Genomic DNA, 20,101 nt, shown 5'->3' with positions numbered 1-20,101 from the left:
TCAGCGGATGACCCCTTCCAGAACGGCACGGAACCGGGGCTGCAAATGCTCCATCAACAGCGATGCCACTGCCTTATCCGTAAGGTCCAGAACAACACCCTGATCTTCTGCGCGAACGCGGATGCCTTCCTGCACGTCATCGGCTGCGTGCAACTCGACATTCTCGCGCAGCATCTTCGCAGTCAGCCCAAGAACATATTTTGTCAGCTTGCCGGATTGAATGTCATCGGCGTTTTGCTTGATGTCTTCCTGCGTGGCGACCCTGGCAGGCAGGATAACGGAAACCTTGCCGTCCAGGTTTGCACCTTCCCCGGCCCGGCCTACCACCTCGAGGATCATCTGCCTCAGAAGCTCGGGATCGGACATCTCTTTGGTTACAAGGCGTTCGACATCTGCCTTGAAGCGATCCGTCAGACCCGCCTTCATGGTCAGCACGGCATCCCGCATCGCGGTGTTCAATGCTTCTTCGCCGGCAGCCCTGTAATTGTCTGTCTCCGTGCGGGCTTTCTTTTTCAACTCCTCGGCTTCGCGCTTTGCCTCTGCCACGATGCGCGCGGCTTCGGCTTTTGCTTCCGCGCGCAATTTTTCGGCTTCGGCCTGACCAGCGGCAACCCCATCGTTGCGCAATTTGTCGATCAGCGCGTCAACCCCATGCGCAATCGTTCTGTCTTGTGCCATCAGCTGATCCCCGCACTGATGACCAACGCAAACACGAAGGCAAAAACACCAAACCCTTCGATGATTGCGGCAGGGGCCAGAGCAAGGCCAAAAATCTCGGGCTTTTCCTTGGTCGCATTGATCGCAGCCGCACAGGCCCGACCCTGCCAGATGCCGCAATACATCAGTGCGATACCCGACAGGATGCCGATCCCGAACAGACCGCCTGCGTTTTCAGGTGTCACGTCGCGGTTCAGGGTAAACATGATGACGATCCCATAGATGACCATCGTTGAGGGAAACGCGGATACACCCACGAAACGGCCATAGCCGCCCTCGGTTTCCGTCATGGCCCCGATACTGGCCATCCCGGCGATCGAACACCCTATGGCGCTGGCCGCAGCCCCCAACGCCATTGGCGCATAAATACCCAGCCAACCCAGTGTAAGAACAAGCTCATTCATTCCTGAACCTCCTTGCGGGCAAATGGACGAAAGATGATGCCTTCATCCGGCAGACCCCATTTAAAGAATTCGATGTAATTGAGACGCAAACCGTGCACGACGCCGCTCATCATCGCGAGCGCGAAGTTCAATACATGACCTATGATCAATATCAGCAGCCCAAACAGAATGCCCGGCCCCCTAAGGGCCTGCATGACCGACACCGCCAGATCATTGAACGTGATCGCCAGCGAGGCCGAAGCAAGGCCCAACGCGAAAAGACGCATATAGCTGAGAACATCCCCAAAGGCGCCCATCGCCCCGGCAAGGCTTTGAACCCCTTCGAGCAAACGCCAGACCCAGTCCATCGGCCTCTGGATGACCCGCTCGCTGGAAAACAGGACAATCGCCACGATGCCGGCGGTCAGGATAGCTGCGCCCGGCACCGGAGACTTCCCGTTCATGTAGCCGAGCCAAAGGACAAACCCGCCGATCAGGGCCGCAATCCAGCCCAGATTGGCAACCGCCTTGCGTTGCCCCCACGCCGCGCGGGCCGCAAGTGCGTTGGCCAGGACAAGGTGGATAACGCCAACGACGATCGAGACCATCATCATCGCGCCGAAATCGTTCAAATCCAGCACCTTGAGCCTTGCCCAAATCGAGCCCCCAGCCGGTGACACCCCGAAATAGCTGCCCACCATGACCCCGTAAAATATCGTAACCGCCGATATGATCAGGCCGAACAGACGCCAGGATCTTTGACCAGCGGTGCGGTCCATCCGTCTCCAAAAGGCCAGCACCGCCAGCAGGATGACGGCGCCGTACCCGGCATCCGCAACGATCATGGCAAAGAAGATCGCAAAGGACGCCGAGACGATGACGCTGGGGTCCCAGTCTTGATATCCGGGCACCTGATAGAACAGCGCCAGATCGACAGCGGCCCTGCGGTTTTCAGGCTGCTCCAGCAAGGTCGGAGGCGCGTCGCCCGGCCCCGGATCTTCAATCAGGACGGCTGAACCCTTGGCGTTTGCCATGGCAAGAACAGCATCCATCTGATCCACGGGAACCCACCCCTGCAAAGCAAACACTGCCTCTTCGTCGCGCACTTTCTGCGTTGCATGGGCAAGCTCGGCGGCACTTTCGGCGACGGACAGGTTCCGGCGCATCAATGTCAGATAGCGCGTCAGCGCCACGCGTTCGGCTTCCAACGCCTCGAGGGCGATCTCGGCCTCTTCCAACTGGGCCTCAAGCTCGTGTACTGGCAGCGAACCGACATGGGTTCGCGGAACAGGAAGAACACCATCATCGGGTTCGTAAGGTGAAATCAGAACGGCATACAGGTACCGGTGGTCTTCCTCCAATATCGCCCAGGGGAATCTGACCTCGGACAATGCATCCCGGTGCTTCAGCGGCAGCTGATAGAACCACAGCCTGTTGCCAGCCAGCGCATCGGTCGGCGGAAAATCCAAATCCCCCCAAGGTCGCACCTGGGCGATGCGATGCGCCAGAAAGTCACGCCGGTCCATTGTATCCCGAACGCGCTGCATGAGGTCGGTCACCTCGCGCACGAAACGATCCATGTCGAAATCAGACGCACGCTGGACCTGGCGGCGCGGATCAGGCACTTCTGCAAGGAAACGCAATGCCTTATACGCCTCTCTTGCACCGCGCTCACTGATCTTTTCCGGCTCTTTCGGTGTGGGAACAAGCGGCAAAACATGCATGCAGCCAAGGGCCTGAAGCGCCTCAAGCGTTTCCGCCTTTCGGGTAGCAGGCCCGATCAGAGACATCTTTTTCAGACGCGCAACGCTCATGTCAAAGCCTCCTGCGCGTGTTTGCGTTTCGAGATCTTCGACCGCACGACGGCCTGCATCTGTTCGTCGCTCAGGTAGATGCGGATCTTCTTGATGTTGGCCTTGGCGCGCGGGATCAGAACCTTTTCGAACAAGTTGACCCGCTGGGTGATGGTGGCCACCGCCTTGTCGAAGATGCGAACGCGTTCTTCGGCAATCTTCACCCGCACCCGCGCTTCGATGACGTCGTGCAGCAAAAGCGCAGCGGCATCGACCCAATGGGGCTTGGCCAAAACGGAATATGGGCGCACCACCACTTCGATCCGATCAAGGTCAGGCAGTTTGACCCCCACCACATTGACCTCTTTGACCTTGTAGTCCTTGAGCGTGACCAGCCCATCCAGAGCGACACCCTGCTGGGCCAGCATCGGCAGCTTTTCACCAACCTGCCGCACCAGCGCCTGCACCTTTTGCTCGAGGCGGTCGACCTCTTCCCGGGCCCGGACCCGTTCAGCCATCAACTGTTGTCGCTTCAGGTCCAGCGACGGCAGGAACCGCTCATAGCTTTTCAGCTGTGTCTGCTCGCGCGCAAGCGACGATTTATTCAGCTGCAACCGCGCCATTGGCATCCTTCGGGAAATACTTGTCGATCAATGCCTGCTTCATCAGCAACTGTTCCGGCGCAAAGCACTCTGCAAGTGTCTTCCAACCCAGATCCAGCGCCTCTTCCAGCGGGATCGAAACATTGATGTCCATAAACCGCGACCGGAACAGGCCGCCGAATTTCAGCAATTGGTGATCATAGTCTGACAGGTCGAAGGCCATCGCCTGTTTTTGCGCGGCATCGCGGCTTTCAGAATAGAAACGGATCATCGTGTTCATGATCTGCCCATGATCTTCGCGGGTGGTCTTGCCGATCACGTTCTGCTTGAGGCGCGACAGGCTGCCGAACGGATCGATCACGCCGGAATGCAGATAGAACTGCCCTTCAGTGATATAGCCGGTGTTGTCAGGCACCGGGTGGGTCACGTCGTTTCCGGGCATGGTCGTGACGGTCAGAACCGTGACCGACCCGCCTTTGGCATAGTCACAGGCTTTTTCGTATCGGCGCGCAAGCTGCGAATACAGGTCCCCCATATAGCCGCGCTGAGATGGCACCCTCTCCTGACTGATGCCAACCTCTTTCATCGCGTCAGCATAGGCGGTCATGTCCGTCAGCAGGACCAGCACGCGTTTGCCCTCTTCCACAGCGAACTTCTCGGCCACTGCCAATGCCATGTCCGGCACCAGCAGACGTTCGACCAAAGGATCCATCGCCTGATTGACGAACATGACGGTGCGCGAAAACACACCCGCATCTTCGAACGAGGTGCGAAACGTGTGGTAGTCGTCAAAAATCAGCCCCAGCCCGCCAAAGATCACGATATCCGCGTCGGCCTGAATACCGATTCGGCTGAGGAACGCGTTGAATGGCTCGCCTGAAACCGAGAAGATCGGAATTTTCTGGCTCTCGACCAATGTGTTGAACACGTCGATCATCGGCACATCCGTGCGGATCATTCTGTTTGGAACCGCGCGTTCCGCCGGATTGACGGTCGGTCCGCCAATATCGATATGCGGTTCCGCAGACAGGTCGGGGCCTCCATCAATGGCCACACCGGCACCATCAAACACGCGGCCCAGAATGTTGGCCGAATAAGGTGTCTGCATCGGGTGACCGAGAAAGGTTGCCGTTGCTTCGGTCGATATGCCCTTGGTGCCGGAAAACACCTGCAACGTGACGACATCCCGGTCGATGAAGATCGTCTGGGCCAGTGTTTTTTGGCCATCCACCGTCTCGATCACAGCGAGGTCGTTGAACCGGACAGCCGGCTCTCCTTTGTTCTGGATCGGAACCCGGACCTTGATTGTGTCCCCGACGATTTCCAGAACACGCGTGTACTTCAACAGACTTCGGGACATTGCCTATCCTCACTGTTCCAAGTCGTTTTTCGTAATTCGCGCCGCACGTCTCAGCGGTAATTTTTGCAATGACAATCCTAGCTTACAACGAATTCACAAATTGGCAAACGAGTTCAGCGCCACCTCTTTTGGGATGCCTGAACGTCAATTACTAAATTTTTAGTTTGACACATACGCAAGAAATCGCTGATGCTGTCCGTCATCCGGTTTCCGCCGGAGAACCATAATTTTGGGAGGAGACAGATGCGGAGACATCTACTTTCCGCAGTGGCGGCGGCTGCCGTCATTGCGGGGCACGGTCCTGCTTGGGCCGACGAAGCCGCAGCACAACGTTGGATCGACGACGAATTCCAGCCATCGACCTTGTCGAAAGACGAACAGATGGCCGAGATGCAGTGGTTCATCGAAGCTGCACAGCCTTACGCAGGTATGGAAATCAACGTCCTGTCCGAAGGTATCCCGACACATTCCTACGAATCCGAGGTGCTGACCAAGGCGTTCGAGGAAATCACCGGCATCAAGGTCAACCACCAGATTCTGGGTGAAGGTGAAGTGGTTCAGGCCGTTCAAACCCAAATGCAAACGGGTCGGAACCTGTATGACGGTTATGTCAACGACAGTGACCTGATCGGCACCCATTCGCGTTTGCAGCTGGCCTATCCGCTGACGGACATGATGGGCGGTGACTGGGCCGCGACAACTTCGCCGACGCTGGATCTGGATGACTTCATGGGCATTCAGTTCACCACCGGACCGGACGGCAAGCTGTATCAGCTGCCCGATCAGCAGTTTGCGAACCTTTACTGGTTCCGCAAGGACTGGTTTGATGATGAGGCGAACAAAGCCGCGTTCAAAGAAAAGTACGGCTATGATCTGGGCGTTCCGGTCAACTGGTCCGCGTATGAAGATATCGCCGAGTTCTTCACCAATGATGTGAAAGAAGTCGATGGTACCACGATCTACGGCCACATGGATTACGGCAAGCGCGCGCCCGACCTCGGATGGCGCATGACCGATGCCTGGCTGTCGATGGCCGGTGCCGGCGACAAGGGCGAACCGAACGGTGTGCCTGTCGACGAATGGGGCATCCGCATGGAAGCGGGCACCTGTAACCCTGTTGGCGCTTCGGTGTCGCGCGGTGGTGCTGCAAACGGTCCGGCTGCGGTCTATGCGATCCGGAAATGGGATGAATGGCTGCGGGCCTATGCGCCTCCGGGTGCCGCGTCTTATGACTTCTACCAATCACTGCCGGCACTTAGCCAGGGCAACGTGGCCCAGCAGATCTTCTGGTACACGGCCTTCACCGCCGACATGGTCAAGCCGAAGTCCGAAGGCAACAACACCGTGGATGACGAAGGTACGCCGCTGTGGCGGATGGCGCCCAGCCCGCACGGCCCCTATTGGGAAGAAGGCCAGAAGGTTGGCTACCAGGACGTGGGGTCCTGGACGTTCCTCAAATCGACCCCCTCGGATCGTGCCCAGGCAGCCTGGCTTTATGCCCAGTTCGTGACCTCCAAAACTGTCGATGTGAAGAAGTCCCATGTGGGTCTGACCTTCATCCGCGACAGCTCGGTCAATCACGAGTCGTTCACCGAACGCGCGCCCAAGCTGGGTGGTCTGGTCGAGTTCTACCGCTCACCTGACCGCGTGGCATGGTCGCCGACCGGCATCAACGTGCCGGACTATCCGAAGCTGGCCCAGATCTGGTGGCAGCAGATCGGTGACGTGAACTCGGGCGCCTTCACCCCACAAGAGGCGATGGATCGTCTGGCCGAAGAGATGGACATCACCATGGCCCGGATGCAGGCCGCGGATGAAAGCGCCGGTGTCTACGGCGGCTGCGGTCCACGCCTGAACGAGCCGCAGGACCCATCTTTCTGGCTGGAAAAGCCGGGTTCGCCCAAGGCCAAGCTTGAGAACGAAAAGCCGCAGGGCCAGACCGTCAACTATGACGAACTGGTTCAGCGCTGGCAGTCTAAGTAAGCCGTTGAAACCCGGGGGTGCCGCATCAGGCACTCCCACTTCAAGACCAGTGCATTGCACTGAAGGACCGGAACCCACGGACATGATCGAACTTCAAGACGCGACCAAAAGGGTCGGCAACGTCATCCATATCAAGCCCACAAACCTGACCCTTCAAACAGGCCACTTCAACGTGCTGCTGGGCGCGACGGGCTCGGGCAAGACCTCTCTGATCAAGATGATGGCCGGTCTGGACCCGATCGCCTCGGGCAAGGTCCTGATGGATGGGCAGGACGTCACACGGCTGAATACGCAGAAGCGAAAAATCAGCCTCGTGCACCAGTTCTTCGTGAACTACCCACATATGACCGTATTCGACAACATCGCCTCGCCCCTGCGTGTGGCAGGCATGGCGCAATCCGAGATCGAAGGCCGCGTGGAAGAGGCCGCCGACCTGCTGCAACTGCGCCCGATGCTGCACCGCCGCCCGCACGAGCTGTCGGGTGGGCAACAACAACGTACCGCGCTGGCGCGTGCTATTGCCAAAGAAAGCCGCGCCGTGTTCCTTGACGAACCGCTGGCCAACCTCGACTACAAACTGCGTGAAGAACTGCGCGAGCAGCTACCCGATCTGTTCGCAGGTCGCGGGGCCGTGGTGGTCTATGCCACGTCCGAGCCCGAAGAGGCGCTGCTGCTGGGCGGCTACACCGCCCTGATGGAAGATGGCCGCGTGACCCAGTTCGGGCCAACCGCTGACATCTATCGCAACCCCGAGAACATCGCCGCCGCGCGGGTCTTTTCGGACCCGCCGATCAATGTCGCACGCATCACCGTTTCCGCTGCGCAGGCGCAACTGGCCGGTGGAGGTGGCTGGGCCGTAACCGACATGGCCGACGGAGATTACATGGTTGCGGTGCGGCCGCATCGCGTGACGCCGTTCCGTACGTCTGACGCGGACGTGGAACTGACCGGCCGCGTGATCGTGACGGAGCTTTCGGGTTCGGATTCCAGCGCGCATTTCCAGCATGGCGAGGACGCCTGGGTGTCGCTGGCCGCCGGAGTCCATCCCTATCAGGTGGGCGAGGACCACACATTCTTCATGAACCCGGCCCATTGCCGGTATTTCGGCCAAGACGGCAAAAGGGTGGCCTGACATGGCACAGATCAAACTTTCAAACCTCCGCCACAGCTACATGCCGTCGCCAAAAGGCCCCGAGGATTATGCGCTGAAGGAAATCGACGTGACCTGGCGTGATGGCGGCGCCTATGCCCTGCTGGGGCCGTCAGGCTGCGGCAAGTCCACGCTGCTGAACATCATCTCGGGCCTGCTGACCCCGTCCGAAGGGCAGATCCTGTTCGACGACCGTGACGTGACCGCCCTGCCCCCCGATCAGCGCAACATCGCACAGGTGTTTCAGTTTCCGGTGATCTACGACACGATGACCGTGGGCGAGAACCTGGCCTTTCCGCTGAAGAACCGCGGCGTCGATCCGGCGACGATCAAGCGCCGCGTCGATGCGATCGCCGAGATGCTGGATGTCACCGACATGCTCAACACCCGCGCCAGCGGCCTCAGCCCGGACAACAAGCAGAAAATCTCGATGGGTCGCGGCCTGGTCCGCGATGACGTGAACGCGGTGATGTTTGATGAGCCGCTGACCGTGATCGACCCGCATCTGAAGTGGAAGCTGCGGTCCAAGCTGAAAGAACTGCACCAGCGCGTCAAGGCGACGATGATCTATGTCACCCACGACCAGACCGAGGCCCTGACCTTCGCGGACGAGGTCGTGGTGATGCAAGAGGGCGAAGTGGTGCAGATCGGCACCCCGGTCGAATTGTTCGAGCGCCCGCAGCACACGTTCGTGGGCCATTTCATCGGCTCGCCCGGTATGAACGTGCTGCCCTGCGAGGCGCGCGGCGACCGCGCCCTGTTCGAAGGGCACGAAGTCATGCTGGAAGGTCCCATTCACGGTGATGGCGGCCGTACCGATCTGGGGATTCGCCCGGAATATGTCGGCTTGGGCGAGACCGGCATCCCGGCGCATGTGACCAAGGTTTCCGACATCGGTCGCCACTTTGTGGTCAGCGCGATGGTCGGCAATACCGCCCTCAAGGCCGTGACCGAACACAGCGTGCCCGAACCCGGATCACAGGTTTTCCTGCAATTCAAACCCGAACAATCCCGCGTCTACCGCGACGGGTGGATCGCAACCGAGGAGCGGGCCCAATGAGAACAGAAAATCAAAAAGCGTGGTTCTTTGTCCTGCCCGTGCTGGCACTGGTCGCGTTCAACGCGCTGGTGCCGATGATGACGGTGGTCAACTATTCGGTGCAGGAAACCTTTGGCAACAACCAGTTTTTCTGGGAAGGCCTGGGTTGGTTCGAACAGATCCTGCGGTCGGACCGGTTTCAGGCCGCACTTGGACGACAGTTCCTGTTTACTTTCCTGATCCTGATCATCGAAGTGCCTCTTGGCATCATCGTGGCCCTGTCGATGCCGCGCAAAGGATTCTGGGTGCCTGTCTGTCTGGTGCTGATGGCCCTGCCGATGCTGATCCCGTGGAACGTCGTTGGGTCCATGTGGAACATCTTCACCCTGCCCAAAATCGGTCTGTTGGGATATTTCCTGAATGACGTTCTGGGCATCAACTATGACATGACGCAACAGCCGCTTTCGGCCTGGATCACCGTCATCGTTATGGATGTCTGGCACTGGACGTCGCTGGTCGTGTTGCTGTGCTATGCAGGCCTCGTGTCGATCCCGGACGCCTACTATCAGGCGGCCAAGATCGACGGCGCAAGCCCATGGTCGGTGTTCCGCTACATCCAGCTACCCAAGATGAAGACGGTTCTGACGATCGCGGTCCTGCTGCGGTTCATGGACAGTTTCAACATCTATACCGAGCCGTTCGTGCTGACCGGCGGTGGGCCCGGCAACTCGACCACCCTGCTGTCGATCGACCTTGTGAAAATCGCGCTGGGGCAGTTCGACCTTGGCCCTGCGGCTGCGATGAGCCTGATCTATTTCGCCATCACGCTGCTGGTTTCGTGGCTCTTCTACACCCTCATGACAAAGGATGACGCGCAATGAAGAAGCGGTCTCTCATCCCGATCCTCTATATCGCGTTCCTGATGCTGCCGATCTATTGGCTGGTGGCGATGTCCTTCAAGACAACGAACGAGATCCTGTCGGGTTTTTCCCTGTTCCCCCAGACTTTTACGCTGGAGAATTACATCACCATCTTCACGGACCCGACGTGGTATTGGGGCTATATCAACTCGATCACCTATGTGACGTTGAACACGGTGCTGTCGGTCAGCGTCGCCTTGCCCGCTGCCTATGCGTTCTCTCGCTATCGGTTTTTGGGCGACAAGCAGCTGTTCTTCTGGCTGCTGACCAACCGGATGGCCCCGGCAGCGGTCTTCGCCTTGCCGTTCTTTCAGCTGTATTCTTCGATCGGCCTGTTCGACACGCATCTGGCTGTGGCACTGGCGCATACATTGTTCAACGTGCCGCTGGCAGTTTGGATTTTGGAAGGCTTCATGCGCGGCATTCCAAAAGAGCTGGATGAAACCGCCTATGTCGACGGCTATTCCTTCCCGCGTTTCTTCGTGACGATCTTCCTGCCCAATATCAAAGCGGGCGTGGGCGTGGCGGCCTTCTTCTGTTTCATGTTCTCGTGGGTGGAAATGCTGCTGGCCAAGACCCTGACCGCGGTCGAGGCCAAACCCATCGCCGCCGTGATGACCCGCACCGCGTCCAGCGCGGGCTATGAATTGGGGCTGCTGGCCGCCGCCGGCACCCTGACCATCATCCCCGGCGCCATCGTCATCTGGTTTGTCCGCAACTACATCGCGCGTGGTTTCGCGATGGGACGTGTGTGAGGTTCGATATGCGTAAACTTCTTCTCATCCTTCTTTTCCTTCCTTCTACGGCCTTTGCCCAGCAGGCCGGATGGGGCAGTGTCGGCCAGCAAGAGGAAAAAGGTTTTTCCTGGACTGCACCACTGTGGCCCGATTTCTGGATGGCCTGGACCCCGGCGACACTTGCCGTATTTGTCGGCATCTTTTCGGCCATCGCGCTGATTGGCGTTCTTGAGGGCTTCAAGTATCGCGATGGCATAGAACGGCGCGGTATACTGGGGCTGACTACCACATTGGGCGATCGGCTTTTCATCACCCTTCTGGGGTCCGCCTATATCTTCCTCGCATGGCTGGGCATTGTCGGGCAGCCGGTATGGACACCTCTTTTCCTGTCTATCGGCTGGGGCGTTTTTGTGTTCTGGAAAGTTTAGACTTTGAGAAATCGCGAAAGGATGCTTGTCTGGCAGGCATACTAAACATGACAACACCGAGATCGATGCGAAAGAAAAAGACAACAAATCTGCTGACCGAGGTTGAACTGGAGTTCATGAACGAGCTCTGGGCCCTCGGGCAAGGCTCGGTGCGAGATGTCCTGGACCGCCTGCCTTCGGAACGCAATCTGGCCTATACATCCGGTGCCACGATCCTGCGTATTCTGGACGAGAAAGGTTTTGTGGAAAGCCGCAAGACAGGAAAGACCCTGATCTATACGCCGCTTCTGGAAAAGGACAGATATCAGGCCCGTTCTCTGCAAAACCTGTCCCGCACTCTGTTTGACGACACACCCGCCACACTGGTGGCCCGGCTTGTCGATGATGCGGGGCTGAGCGAAGCCGACCTGGAGGAAATTCGAGCACTGGTAGAAAGGAGACTGCAAAATGACAGCGGTTAGACCGGTTCTCGACACATTTATCGAACTCAACATCGTGCTGGCCTTGTCAGCCGTCATCTGGCTGGCGGCCCGCGCAGCCCTGACCCGAACAGCCCTGCGCCACAGCTATGTCGCGCAGTTGCGTGCGCTCAAGGCGCTGTGCGTGTGCGTTCTGATCAGCCCGTTTCTTGCGTTTGGCGTGTCATCACTCGCCTCTTATGCATGGCCGGGCAGCGCCATGGCGCTTGGCGACATCGCCGTTGCCGCCTATCTGCGCGGCGATATCGCCATGCCCGCCACCCAGTTCGAGGCCTTGCTGAACACCCGTGAACGGTGGGTGGACCTTGCATTGTCAGGGCAACAGCCGGTGATCACTGCCCTTGTAACGCTGCTTGTTTTGGTCGCCGCCGTGTTTGCGGCCCGCGCTCTGCGGGACGCGGCGATGATCCGTCAGACAGTCAAATCCAGCTTTCTTTGGCGGCAGTCGGCCAAGGTTGACATCCGTCTTTCGGATCGCATCACCGTTCCGTTCGCCGTGCGCGGATTGCGCCGTCGCCATGTCGTTCTGCCAAGCCACCTGCTGGATACCCCGCACGAACTGCGCTTTGCGTTGGCGCACGAGCTTCAGCATGTTCGGGCCGGTGACGTGGAATGGGAACTGGGCTTTGAAATGCTGCGCCCGCTGTTGTTCTGGAACCCAGCCTATCTGATGCTCAAATATCAGTTCGGCCGCTTGCGTGAACTGGCATGTGACCAGTCCGTGGTGGCCCGCAAACGGATCGATGCGCGCGAATACACTTCCTGCCTGCTGGATTATTGCGCGCGTACGATCTCGGCAAACAATCCTCGCGTTCTGAATGTTGCGTTTGTGACGGGCGGCAAGGCCAAGCGCGTGCTGCGTCAGCGCGTGCTTGCATTGACCGATGCACAGCCGGCGGTGCCTACCCTGCCCGCTCTGTTTCTGGGGATGGCATTGACCTTCGCCACCCTTCTTGCATTGGGGTCTGCGTCGATCCAGCAAACGCAAGATTGGAGCCATGACCGCCTGATGCTGTCAACCGTGGTCAATCTGGAACGGCTGGAAGCACGCAATCAGGGGAACTGATCCGACCTGATCACCAGCCGCGACGCCCGAACAGCGAATGAAGCCGACCTTGATCTGAAAAAGGCTCGAGCGCTTGCGAGCGCTCCAACCGCGCCACGACCCGCGCGACCATAACCCAGCCTATGACTGCAAAGATGACGCCTCCAAACGCCTGCCCCAGCAGAACGCCGGATGCGCCGGCGATCTGTGAACCAATCGTCGCGAAAACCCAAGTGCCGATAGTGTGACGACCCCAGTTTATCCATGTGGAATAGACCGGATGCCCCAGATTGTTGAAGCTGGCATTTGTCACGAAGATCACGCCATTGAAGAACGAAGCCAAAGCCAACGGGCCGCAGAACAGATAGATCAGACTGCGGGTTTCGCCCTCGGCAGCAAACAGATCCGCAATCGGTGCGCGCAGCAAAAACAAAACGGCCGACATGCAAACGACATAAATGGCCGTGAACTTGATCCCTGCCAGAAAGGCAGCACGCACGCGATCGAACTTTTCGGCACCAAAATTCTGTCCGATGATTGGCCCTATCGCGCCGGACAGAGCGAAGATAACCGAAAACGCCACCGGCAAAAGGCGCCCGATCACCGCCATGCCCGCAACCGCGTCCGTTCCATATTGCGCGATTTCCCGCACAACGATTGCATTGCCGATCGGCGTGGCGACATTTGTCAGAACCGCTGGAATTGCAATCGCCCGCACGGGGCGCAAATCCTTTGCAACCTGCTTCAGTGAAGGGCGCGCAAATCCCCGATGCACCCGATGCGCTGGCCACAACGCCGCCCCCAGCATGCACAGCCGCGCCAGGACCGAGGCGATAGCGGCGCCATCCAGCCCCAGCCCGACCGCAAAGATCAGTATCGGGTCCAGAACTGCATTCACCACTCCGCCGTAGATCGTGGCCATCATTGACCTCCGCGCATCGCCATGAGCGCGCAGCACGGCCATCGCCGTCATCGCAATGGACATCACGAACATGGTCGGAAGGATGATCGACACATAACGCGTCGCCAGCCTCAGAACCTCTCCTTCCGCGCCAAGCAAGGACAGCAGAGAGCTGAGATTCAACAAGACCAGGCCCGAGGTTGTCAGCCCGGCAATCAGCCCGATAACGGCCACACTGGACGCGTAATGCCTTGCTTGTTCAGCCCGCCCGGCCCCGAGTTCGCGAGCAACCAGCGCCCCGGCGGAAATCGACAATCCGATATTAATCGCGTTGGTGAAAAACAGCAGCGTACCGGCATAGCCCACCGCCGCCGCAAGCGCATCGTTGCCCAACATCGAGATGAAGATCATATCGACAAAGTCGACGGCAAAAATGGCCATCAGGCCAATGCTGGTGGTCAATGACATGCGTGTCACATGCAGCATCAGACTGCCGCTCAGAAACACCGCTTTGCCTGCCGATTGATCCGCCAAAACCCTGTTCGCCCCACCTGTTCGACCCCGACGGGCCTTTGATGCCGTTGCACCCAGCAAGGGAAAGCCCCGGCCAACGCTGAAGCAAACTCACGCGTTTCCGGGGCATTGTACACAGGTTATTTTACGGATCGGCTGAACCCACAGGGATCAGACAAAACGGTTCACGTAGTTCTCGAGGATTTCCTGACGCCCCGAGCGCGGATCTGGATTGAGACCCTCGGCCAGCACCCGCGCTGCAATCTCATCAAGACCAGAGGTCAGCATTGCCTGCGCCTCGGGCGTATTCCAGCCCGCGTACCGATCAGCCAGCGCCTGTTCCAATCCGCCATCTTCGATCATCGCTGCCGCTGCTTTCAGGCCCCGGGCACAGATATCCATACCGCCCACATGCGCGGCGATCAGATCTTCGGCATCGATCGACTGCCTGCGCAGCTTGGCGTCGAAATTGGTGCCGCCAGTGGTAAACCCACCCGCCTTCAGGATGTGGTAATAGGCCAGCGCAACCTCGGGGGTGTTGTTGGGGAACTGATCCGTATCCCAACCCGATTGATAATCGTTTCGGTTCATGTCGATGGAGCCCAGCATCCCCTCGGCCGCGGCTACGGCAATCTCATGTTCAAAACTGTGTCCCGCCAGGATCGCGTGCCCCTGTTCGAGGTTCAGTTTGACCTCATTCTCAAGCCCATATTTGCGCAGGAAACCAATGCAGGTCGCGGCATCGAAATCATATTGGTGCTTTGATGGCTCCTGCGGTTTGGGTTCGACGAGGATCGCACCTTTGAACCCGATCTTGTGCTTGTACTCGACCACCATGTTCAGGAACCGGCCCATATGATCCAGCTCGGTTTTCATGTCGGTGTTGAGCAGCGTCTCGTACCCTTCGCGCCCACCCCACAGCACATAGTTTTCTCCGCCCAGCTTGTGGGTGGCATCCATGCAGGATTTCACCGTGGCGGCAGCAAAGGCAAAGACGTCGGGGTCGGAGTTGGTGCTGGCACCGCCCATCCAGCGGCGATGGCTGAACATGTTGGCCGTACCCCACAACAGCTTGGTGCCGGATGCCTGCATCTTTTCACCAATATAGTCGGTGATCTCGTTCAACGTGCGCAGATTGTCGGCGAAGTTCCCCTGCTCTGGACGGATATCGGCATCATGCCAGCAGAAATAGGGCTGTCCCAGAATCTGGAACATCTCGAACGCGATATCGGCCTTCATCTTGGCGCGGCCCATGTCATCCTGTGGGTGCCAGGGGCGCTCGAAAGTGGGGCCGCCAAACGGATCTCCGCCCTCCCACGCGAAGGAATGCCACCACGCCACGGCAAAACGCAGGTGATCCTCCATGCGCTTGCCCAAGATAATCTCGTCCGGGTTGTAGTGACGGAATGCGAGCGGGTTCTTGCTGTCCTCGCCTTCAAATTGGACTTCTTCAATTCCCTGAAAAAAACCGCTCGTCATTTCGCTTACCTCATTCCGTCTTTTCGCCGGGCTTTTTGCCCAGAATGATCATCGACAACAGATCGTCATCGGTGACGTCTGCGATATCGACTGTTCCAACCAATTGCCCGTTCTTCATGACCGAGGCCCGGTCACACAGCTCCATCACCGCGTGTACATCATGGTCGATCAGGAAAATCCCGATCCCCTGCGCCTTGAGCTGTTGGATCAGGTCCGCCACCATCTGTGTCTCGTGCGGGCCAAGTGCGGCCGTGGGCTCGTCCATGATCAGGATACGCGCGTTGAAATACACCGCCCGTGCAATGGCCACCGATTGCCGCTGACCGCCCGACAGGGCCGAGACCGGATCATTGAACTTCTGAAAGTTCGGGTTCAGTTGCGCCATGATCTTGCGGCATTCCGCCTCCATCGCGGCGTCGTTGACCAGGCCAAAGGGCGTCACCATTTCGCGGCCCAGAAACAGGTTCGAACTTGCATCCAGGTTGTCCGCCAGCGCCAGCGTCTGATAGATCGTCTCGATATTGTTGGCGCGCGCGTCGCGGGGGTTGTTGATCTCGACCTTGTTGCCGTCGATCAGGATTTCGCCGTGGTCCATCTGATAGGCACCCGAAAGCACCTTGATCAGGGTGGATTTACCGGCCCCGTTGTGCCCCAGAAGGCCCACGACCTCGCCCGGATAGAGATCAACCGACACATGGTCTACCGCCTTGATACCCCCGAAGGAAATCGAGATATCGCGCATTTCCACCAGCGGAGGCTGGCCCGATCCGCGACCCGAAGCCCGGTTCTGTGTTTCTTGTGCTTGCATCATTTCGCCCCCAGACGTTTGCGATAGACGATGTCGATATAGACGGCCAGAACCAGGACGGTGCCGACGACGATGTTCTGAAACGGCGCATCCACGCCGACCATGGCCATGCCCGATTGCAGCGCCTGCATGATCAGCGCGCCAAGGATTGCGCCGTAGATCGTTCCGATGCCGCCGGACAGCGCGGTTCCACCAATCACGGCAGCGGCAATCACGCGAAGCTCATCCAGCGTCCCGATATCATTCGAGTGATTGGCCAGACGGGCCGAGGCCACGACCGCCGACAGCGCGCACAGGAACCCCATCAGGGCAAAGATCTTGACGGTCATCAAACGGGTGTTGATGCCCGACAACTCGGCCGCGTCCGGGTTGCCGCCAGTGGCAAAGATGTAACGGCCAAAGCGGGTTTTGCGGGCCACGATGGTCAATGTCACTGCCACAATGATCAGGATCAGGACCGAGATCGGGATGCCGTATCCCACAACCAACCCTTCCGGCATGGTCTCGCCGCGCGCTTCGAACATACGTTCCAGACGGCGTGTCGGGATGGCATAGCTGTTGACGATAAAGACATAGCCCATGATGGCAATGCCAACGATCCCGGCAAGTGTCGCTTCGGCCCAGACTGGCTTGACAGGGAACCCATGAGCCGCTTTGGACCGGCGACCGCTCCACAACGCCCAGATCGCAACAGCCGTGGCGGCAAGGCCGAACAGGAGGCTGACGGTTGTTCCCAAGGTTCCGTTGGTGCCGCCAAACATCAGAAACGTGCTGTCCAGCGGGCCGATTGTCTGGCCGTCAGTCATGTACCAGGCAACGTTGCGCCAGACCAGAAACCCACCAAGCGTTACGATGAAAGCCGGAATGGTCAGATACCCCACCATCCAACCGTGGAACGCACCGATCAATGTCCCGACCGCAAGACCCACCACCAACGTGATCGCCCATGTCGCGGGGTGGTTCAATCCCATCCCCAACACGTTCGGCAACAGCTCGGTCTGTGTCATCGCCATGACGGCAGATGTTGTCGCCAGAAGTGCGCCGACCGACAGATCGATGTGGCGCATGACGATGATGAACACCATGCCACAGGCCATGATCGCAACCGAGACGGTCTGGATCGACAGGTTGAACAGGTTTCTGGGCGTCAGAAAGCGGCCATCCGTCACGATGTTGAAGCCAATGCACAGGATGATGAAGGCGCCGATCATGCCCAATAGCCGCATATCCAGTTCCAGTTGCTGAAACAGGTTGGCCTTTGCTTTTTGGGGTACCGGCTGAGACGAAGTTTCGGTCATATCCGATCTTTCATGTTCAGCTATGATCTCTGGCCCGCCCTTGCGGGCCAGAGATATTATGGTTTGGAACTTGGTTTAGTTACAGGGTGCAGGGCCGTTTTCGACGCCCTGACACAGGTCTTCCAACGGAATCCAGCCAGCATCGACCACGACGGACAGGTTGTCTTTGGTGATCGGTACAGGCGCCAGGAAGACCGAATTCATCTCGGTTCCGCCGGGCGAAGTCCATTTGATGGCACCTTCAATGTCCTCGGGGCTTGTTCCGTTGCTCAACGCAACTGCAATTTCCCCGGCAGCTTTGCCCAGCTCACGCGCATCTTTCCAGACAGAAACGGTCTGCGTACCCTTGGCAACCCGGTTCAGCGCCGCGTGATCGCCATCCTGACCCGAAACCGGAATGCCTTCCATGCCCTGCGCGGTCAGTGCTGCAACAACGCCGCCGGCAGTACCGTCATTCGAGGCCACGACGGCATCGACGTTGTTTTCATTCGCGGTAAGGATCTGTTCCATGTTGCGCTGTGCGTTCGCAGGCAACCAACCGTCGGTATAAGCTTCACCCACGATGACGATATCGCCGCTGTCAACGGCGGCCTGGATGATCTCTTGCTGACCGCCGCGCAGGAAATCCGCGTTCGGATCCGTGGGCGAGCCCTTGATCATCACATAGTTGCCTTTCGGCATCGCCTCGAACACCGCGCGGGCCTGCATGCGGCCGACTTCAACGTTATCGAATGTCAGATAGAAGGCACGGTCATCTTCGATCAGACGGTCATACGCGATGACCGGAATGCCTTCGTCAGCCGCCGCCTGCACTGCCGGGCCGATGGCCTGGGAATCCTGCGCCAGGATGATCAGCGCATCAACGCCCTGGGCGATCAGACTTTCAATATCCGACAATTGCTTGGCAGAAGAAGATTGGGCATCCGACGAGATGTATTCCGCACCGCCCGCTTCCAGTGCAGCCTTGATCGCCGCTTCGTCGGTCTTCCAACGCTCTTCCTGGAAATTCGACCAGCTTACGCCGACCGTGGGCTCTGCGAATGCAGCTGTCCCCATCAGGACCGCCACGACAGAGGCGCTGAGAATTCGTTTCATGATTTCCTCCCGGTTTCATTGAGCCATCGTTTCATGATTCGTGGCCCCGATAATTCTGAGTAGCATATTTATTTCAGTCGGTAAAATATTTATGCTATCGGTAACTGAAAAAACCACCTAGGTTGAAACAGGGATCAGATTCGCGAGGGCAAGATGCTGAAAAGCAAAGCTTCTTCAAATGCCACGGACCAAAGGAACGTCACTCGCCTGCGCGTTCTGGAAAAAATCCGGGCCACAGGAACCATTTCGCGAATCGACATCGCCACCGCGTTGGAGACCAGCCCAGCGACCATCACGTCCGCCACTGCCGATCTGCTGTCTGCCGGTCTGATTGCGGAAATAGAAAGCGAAACACCTTCCAAATCAGCGCGCCGCGGCAGACCGCGGGTACAGCTGAAACTAAATGGCGCGTCACATCTGATCGCGGGCGTGAAAGTCGCCCGCCAGCAGGTTTCAGTCATTCTCGTGGATTTTGAAGGAACCGAAATCACTTCGTACACGCATCCGCTGGACCAAGCCCGCATGGCCCCGGATGCGTTTGCCAAGAAGATCCGCGGCGTGCTTGATCAGGCCTGCGCCTTGGCAAACCGATCCCTTGCCGATTTGTCAGGTGTCTGCATCGGCATCGCTGGCCTTATCGATGCAAATCAGAACTTTGTGCATTGGTCATCTTCGCTGACGGAACGAAATGTGGATTTGAGCCCGCTGTTGTCCAAGGTGCTCCCCTGCCCCGCCTTCATCGAAAACGACGCCAATCTGGTCGCAAAGGCGGAACAGCTTTTTGGGTTGGGAAAGGGGCTGAAGAACTTTTTGGTTGTTACGATCGAACACGGCATCGGCCTGGGCATCGTTCTAGATGGCAAGCTTTATCGCGGTGAACGCGGATGCGGCGCAGAATTTGGGCACCTCAAAGTTCAGTTGGACGGCGCCTTGTGTCAGTGCGGCCAGCGCGGATGCCTCGAGGCCTATGTGGGGGAATACGCCCTGATCCGCGAAGCGACGATCGCCAGTGAAGCAACGGATCCCCGCACTCTTGTCGATATACTCGCAGCAGCAAAAGCCGGCGACGCCCGATCCATCTCCGTTCTGGCTCGCGCGGGCCAAATGTTCGGGATGGGAGTTTCGAACCTGATCAATCTGTTCGACCCCGAGTGCATTATCCTGTCCGGCGCCAGAGGCCGATTTGATTATCTGCATTCAGACGAGGTGATGGCACGTGTCCAAAACGGCGTCGTCAGCGTCGACGCGCCGTTGCCGGAAATCAAGGTCAACCACTGGGGCGATTCAATGTGGGCAAAAGGGGCAGCGGCTTATGGAATTGAACAAGTCTCTATCCTGAAGGTCAGGGAACTGGCGGCTCATGCGAATTAA

At 58.4% G+C, this 20,101-nt stretch carries 19 protein-coding genes; 9 read left to right on the top strand and 10 right to left on the bottom strand.

The features are described from left to right. From GS620_RS00685 to GS620_RS00665, 5 genes are read right to left on the bottom strand one after another with little or no spacing between them, the layout of a single operon-like run. Complete coding sequence (locus GS620_RS00685) at positions 1 to 678, bottom strand: hypothetical protein (protein WP_171613602.1); 678 nt, start codon at positions 676 to 678, stop codon at positions 1 to 3. Continuing rightward, the gene (locus GS620_RS00680) at positions 678 to 1,121 is read right to left on the bottom strand and encodes an ATP synthase subunit C (RefSeq protein ID WP_152457528.1); all 444 of its coding nucleotides are present in this window, start codon (positions 1,119 to 1,121) and stop codon (positions 678 to 680) included. Before GS620_RS00680 ends, GS620_RS00685 begins: the two co-directional genes overlap by 1 nt. Further along, positions 1,118 to 2,914 (bottom strand): V-type ATP synthase subunit I, encoded by a 1,797-nt coding sequence (locus tag GS620_RS00675; protein WP_171613600.1) that lies wholly within the window; start codon positions 2,912 to 2,914, stop codon positions 1,118 to 1,120. The genes GS620_RS00680 and GS620_RS00675 overlap by 4 nt, the downstream gene beginning before the upstream one ends. Next, a complete protein-coding gene (locus tag GS620_RS00670; RefSeq protein WP_171363145.1) occupies positions 2,911 to 3,516 on the bottom strand; it encodes a V-type ATP synthase subunit D in 606 nt (201 codons plus the stop codon). The genes GS620_RS00675 and GS620_RS00670 overlap by 4 nt, the downstream gene beginning before the upstream one ends. Continuing rightward, positions 3,494 to 4,855 carry a V-type ATP synthase subunit B gene (locus GS620_RS00665; protein WP_171613598.1) on the bottom strand — a complete coding sequence of 454 codons (1,362 nt, stop codon included), beginning with the start codon at positions 4,853 to 4,855 and terminating at the stop codon, positions 3,494 to 3,496. Before GS620_RS00665 ends, GS620_RS00670 begins: the two co-directional genes overlap by 23 nt. Before the next feature lie 243 nt (positions 4,856 to 5,098). On the opposite strand from GS620_RS00665, the gene GS620_RS00660 reads away from it, so the two are divergent. The 8 genes from GS620_RS00660 (at position 5,099) to GS620_RS00625 (ending at position 12,657) form a co-directional block, all read left to right on the top strand. Beyond that, positions 5,099 to 6,838, top strand: a complete 1,740-nt coding sequence (locus tag GS620_RS00660) for an ABC transporter substrate-binding protein (RefSeq protein ID WP_152457524.1) — start codon at positions 5,099 to 5,101, stop codon at positions 6,836 to 6,838. An 82-nt stretch (positions 6,839 to 6,920) separates the two neighbouring features. Further along, on the top strand, positions 6,921 to 7,970 hold the full coding sequence (locus tag GS620_RS00655) for an ABC transporter ATP-binding protein (RefSeq protein ID WP_171613596.1): 1,050 nt from the start codon (positions 6,921 to 6,923) through the stop codon (positions 7,968 to 7,970). Between the two features lies 1 nt (position 7,971). Then, the gene (locus GS620_RS00650; protein WP_171613594.1) at positions 7,972 to 9,048 is read left to right on the top strand and encodes an ABC transporter ATP-binding protein; all 1,077 of its coding nucleotides are present in this window, start codon (positions 7,972 to 7,974) and stop codon (positions 9,046 to 9,048) included. After that, entirely contained in the window at positions 9,045 to 9,908 is an 864-nt protein-coding gene (locus tag GS620_RS00645) for a carbohydrate ABC transporter permease (protein ID WP_152457521.1), read from the top strand. Before GS620_RS00650 ends, GS620_RS00645 begins: the two co-directional genes overlap by 4 nt. Continuing rightward, the gene (locus GS620_RS00640; RefSeq protein WP_152457520.1) at positions 9,905 to 10,702 is read left to right on the top strand and encodes a carbohydrate ABC transporter permease; all 798 of its coding nucleotides are present in this window, start codon (positions 9,905 to 9,907) and stop codon (positions 10,700 to 10,702) included. The genes GS620_RS00645 and GS620_RS00640 overlap by 4 nt, the downstream gene beginning before the upstream one ends. 8 nt (positions 10,703 to 10,710) lie before the next feature. Continuing rightward, positions 10,711 to 11,112 carry a DUF2160 domain-containing protein gene (locus tag GS620_RS00635; protein WP_171613592.1) on the top strand — a complete coding sequence of 134 codons (402 nt, stop codon included), beginning with the start codon at positions 10,711 to 10,713 and terminating at the stop codon, positions 11,110 to 11,112. A 65-nt stretch (positions 11,113 to 11,177) separates the two neighbouring features. Next, positions 11,178 to 11,573, top strand: coding sequence for a BlaI/MecI/CopY family transcriptional regulator (locus GS620_RS00630; RefSeq protein WP_170346648.1), 396 nt, complete (start codon positions 11,178 to 11,180; stop codon positions 11,571 to 11,573). Next, on the top strand, positions 11,560 to 12,657 hold the full coding sequence (locus GS620_RS00625) for a M56 family metallopeptidase (RefSeq protein ID WP_171613590.1): 1,098 nt from the start codon (positions 11,560 to 11,562) through the stop codon (positions 12,655 to 12,657). The genes GS620_RS00630 and GS620_RS00625 overlap by 14 nt, the downstream gene beginning before the upstream one ends. Positions 12,658 to 12,667: 10 nt before the next feature. On the opposite strand, the gene GS620_RS00620 is transcribed toward GS620_RS00625, so the two are convergent. The 5 genes from GS620_RS00620 to xylF all read right to left on the bottom strand — a co-directional run bounded on the left by GS620_RS00620 (position 12,668) and on the right by xylF (position 18,730). Further along, positions 12,668 to 14,023: an MATE family efflux transporter gene (locus GS620_RS00620; RefSeq protein WP_171614471.1), complete on the bottom strand. Its 1,356-nt coding sequence runs from the start codon at positions 14,021 to 14,023 to the stop codon at positions 12,668 to 12,670. 198 nt (positions 14,024 to 14,221) lie between these two features. Beyond that, on the bottom strand, positions 14,222 to 15,529 hold the full coding sequence (gene xylA, locus GS620_RS00615; protein ID WP_171119505.1) for a xylose isomerase: 1,308 nt from the start codon (positions 15,527 to 15,529) through the stop codon (positions 14,222 to 14,224). A 10-nt stretch (positions 15,530 to 15,539) separates the two neighbouring features. Further along, the gene (locus GS620_RS00610; protein ID WP_171614469.1) at positions 15,540 to 16,337 is read right to left on the bottom strand and encodes an ATP-binding cassette domain-containing protein; all 798 of its coding nucleotides are present in this window, start codon (positions 16,335 to 16,337) and stop codon (positions 15,540 to 15,542) included. Then, positions 16,337 to 17,635 (bottom strand): sugar ABC transporter permease, encoded by a 1,299-nt coding sequence (locus tag GS620_RS00605; protein ID WP_171613587.1) that lies wholly within the window; start codon positions 17,633 to 17,635, stop codon positions 16,337 to 16,339. The genes GS620_RS00610 and GS620_RS00605 overlap by 1 nt, the downstream gene beginning before the upstream one ends. A gap of 75 nt (positions 17,636 to 17,710) precedes the next feature. Continuing rightward, positions 17,711 to 18,730, bottom strand: coding sequence for a D-xylose ABC transporter substrate-binding protein (gene xylF / locus GS620_RS00600; RefSeq protein ID WP_152457515.1), 1,020 nt, complete (start codon positions 18,728 to 18,730; stop codon positions 17,711 to 17,713). Between the two features lie 153 nt (positions 18,731 to 18,883). On the opposite strand from xylF, the gene GS620_RS00595 reads away from it, so the two are divergent. Further along, positions 18,884 to 20,101 carry an ROK family transcriptional regulator gene (locus GS620_RS00595; RefSeq protein WP_171613585.1) on the top strand — a complete coding sequence of 406 codons (1,218 nt, stop codon included), beginning with the start codon at positions 18,884 to 18,886 and terminating at the stop codon, positions 20,099 to 20,101.

Source organism: Ruegeria sp. HKCCD6428, from assembly GCF_013110595.1.
Taxonomy (GTDB): Bacteria; Pseudomonadota; Alphaproteobacteria; order Rhodobacterales; family Rhodobacteraceae; genus Ruegeria.
Note: the sequence above shows the minus strand (reverse complement) of the source record. Positions and strands in the feature narration are given on the sequence as shown.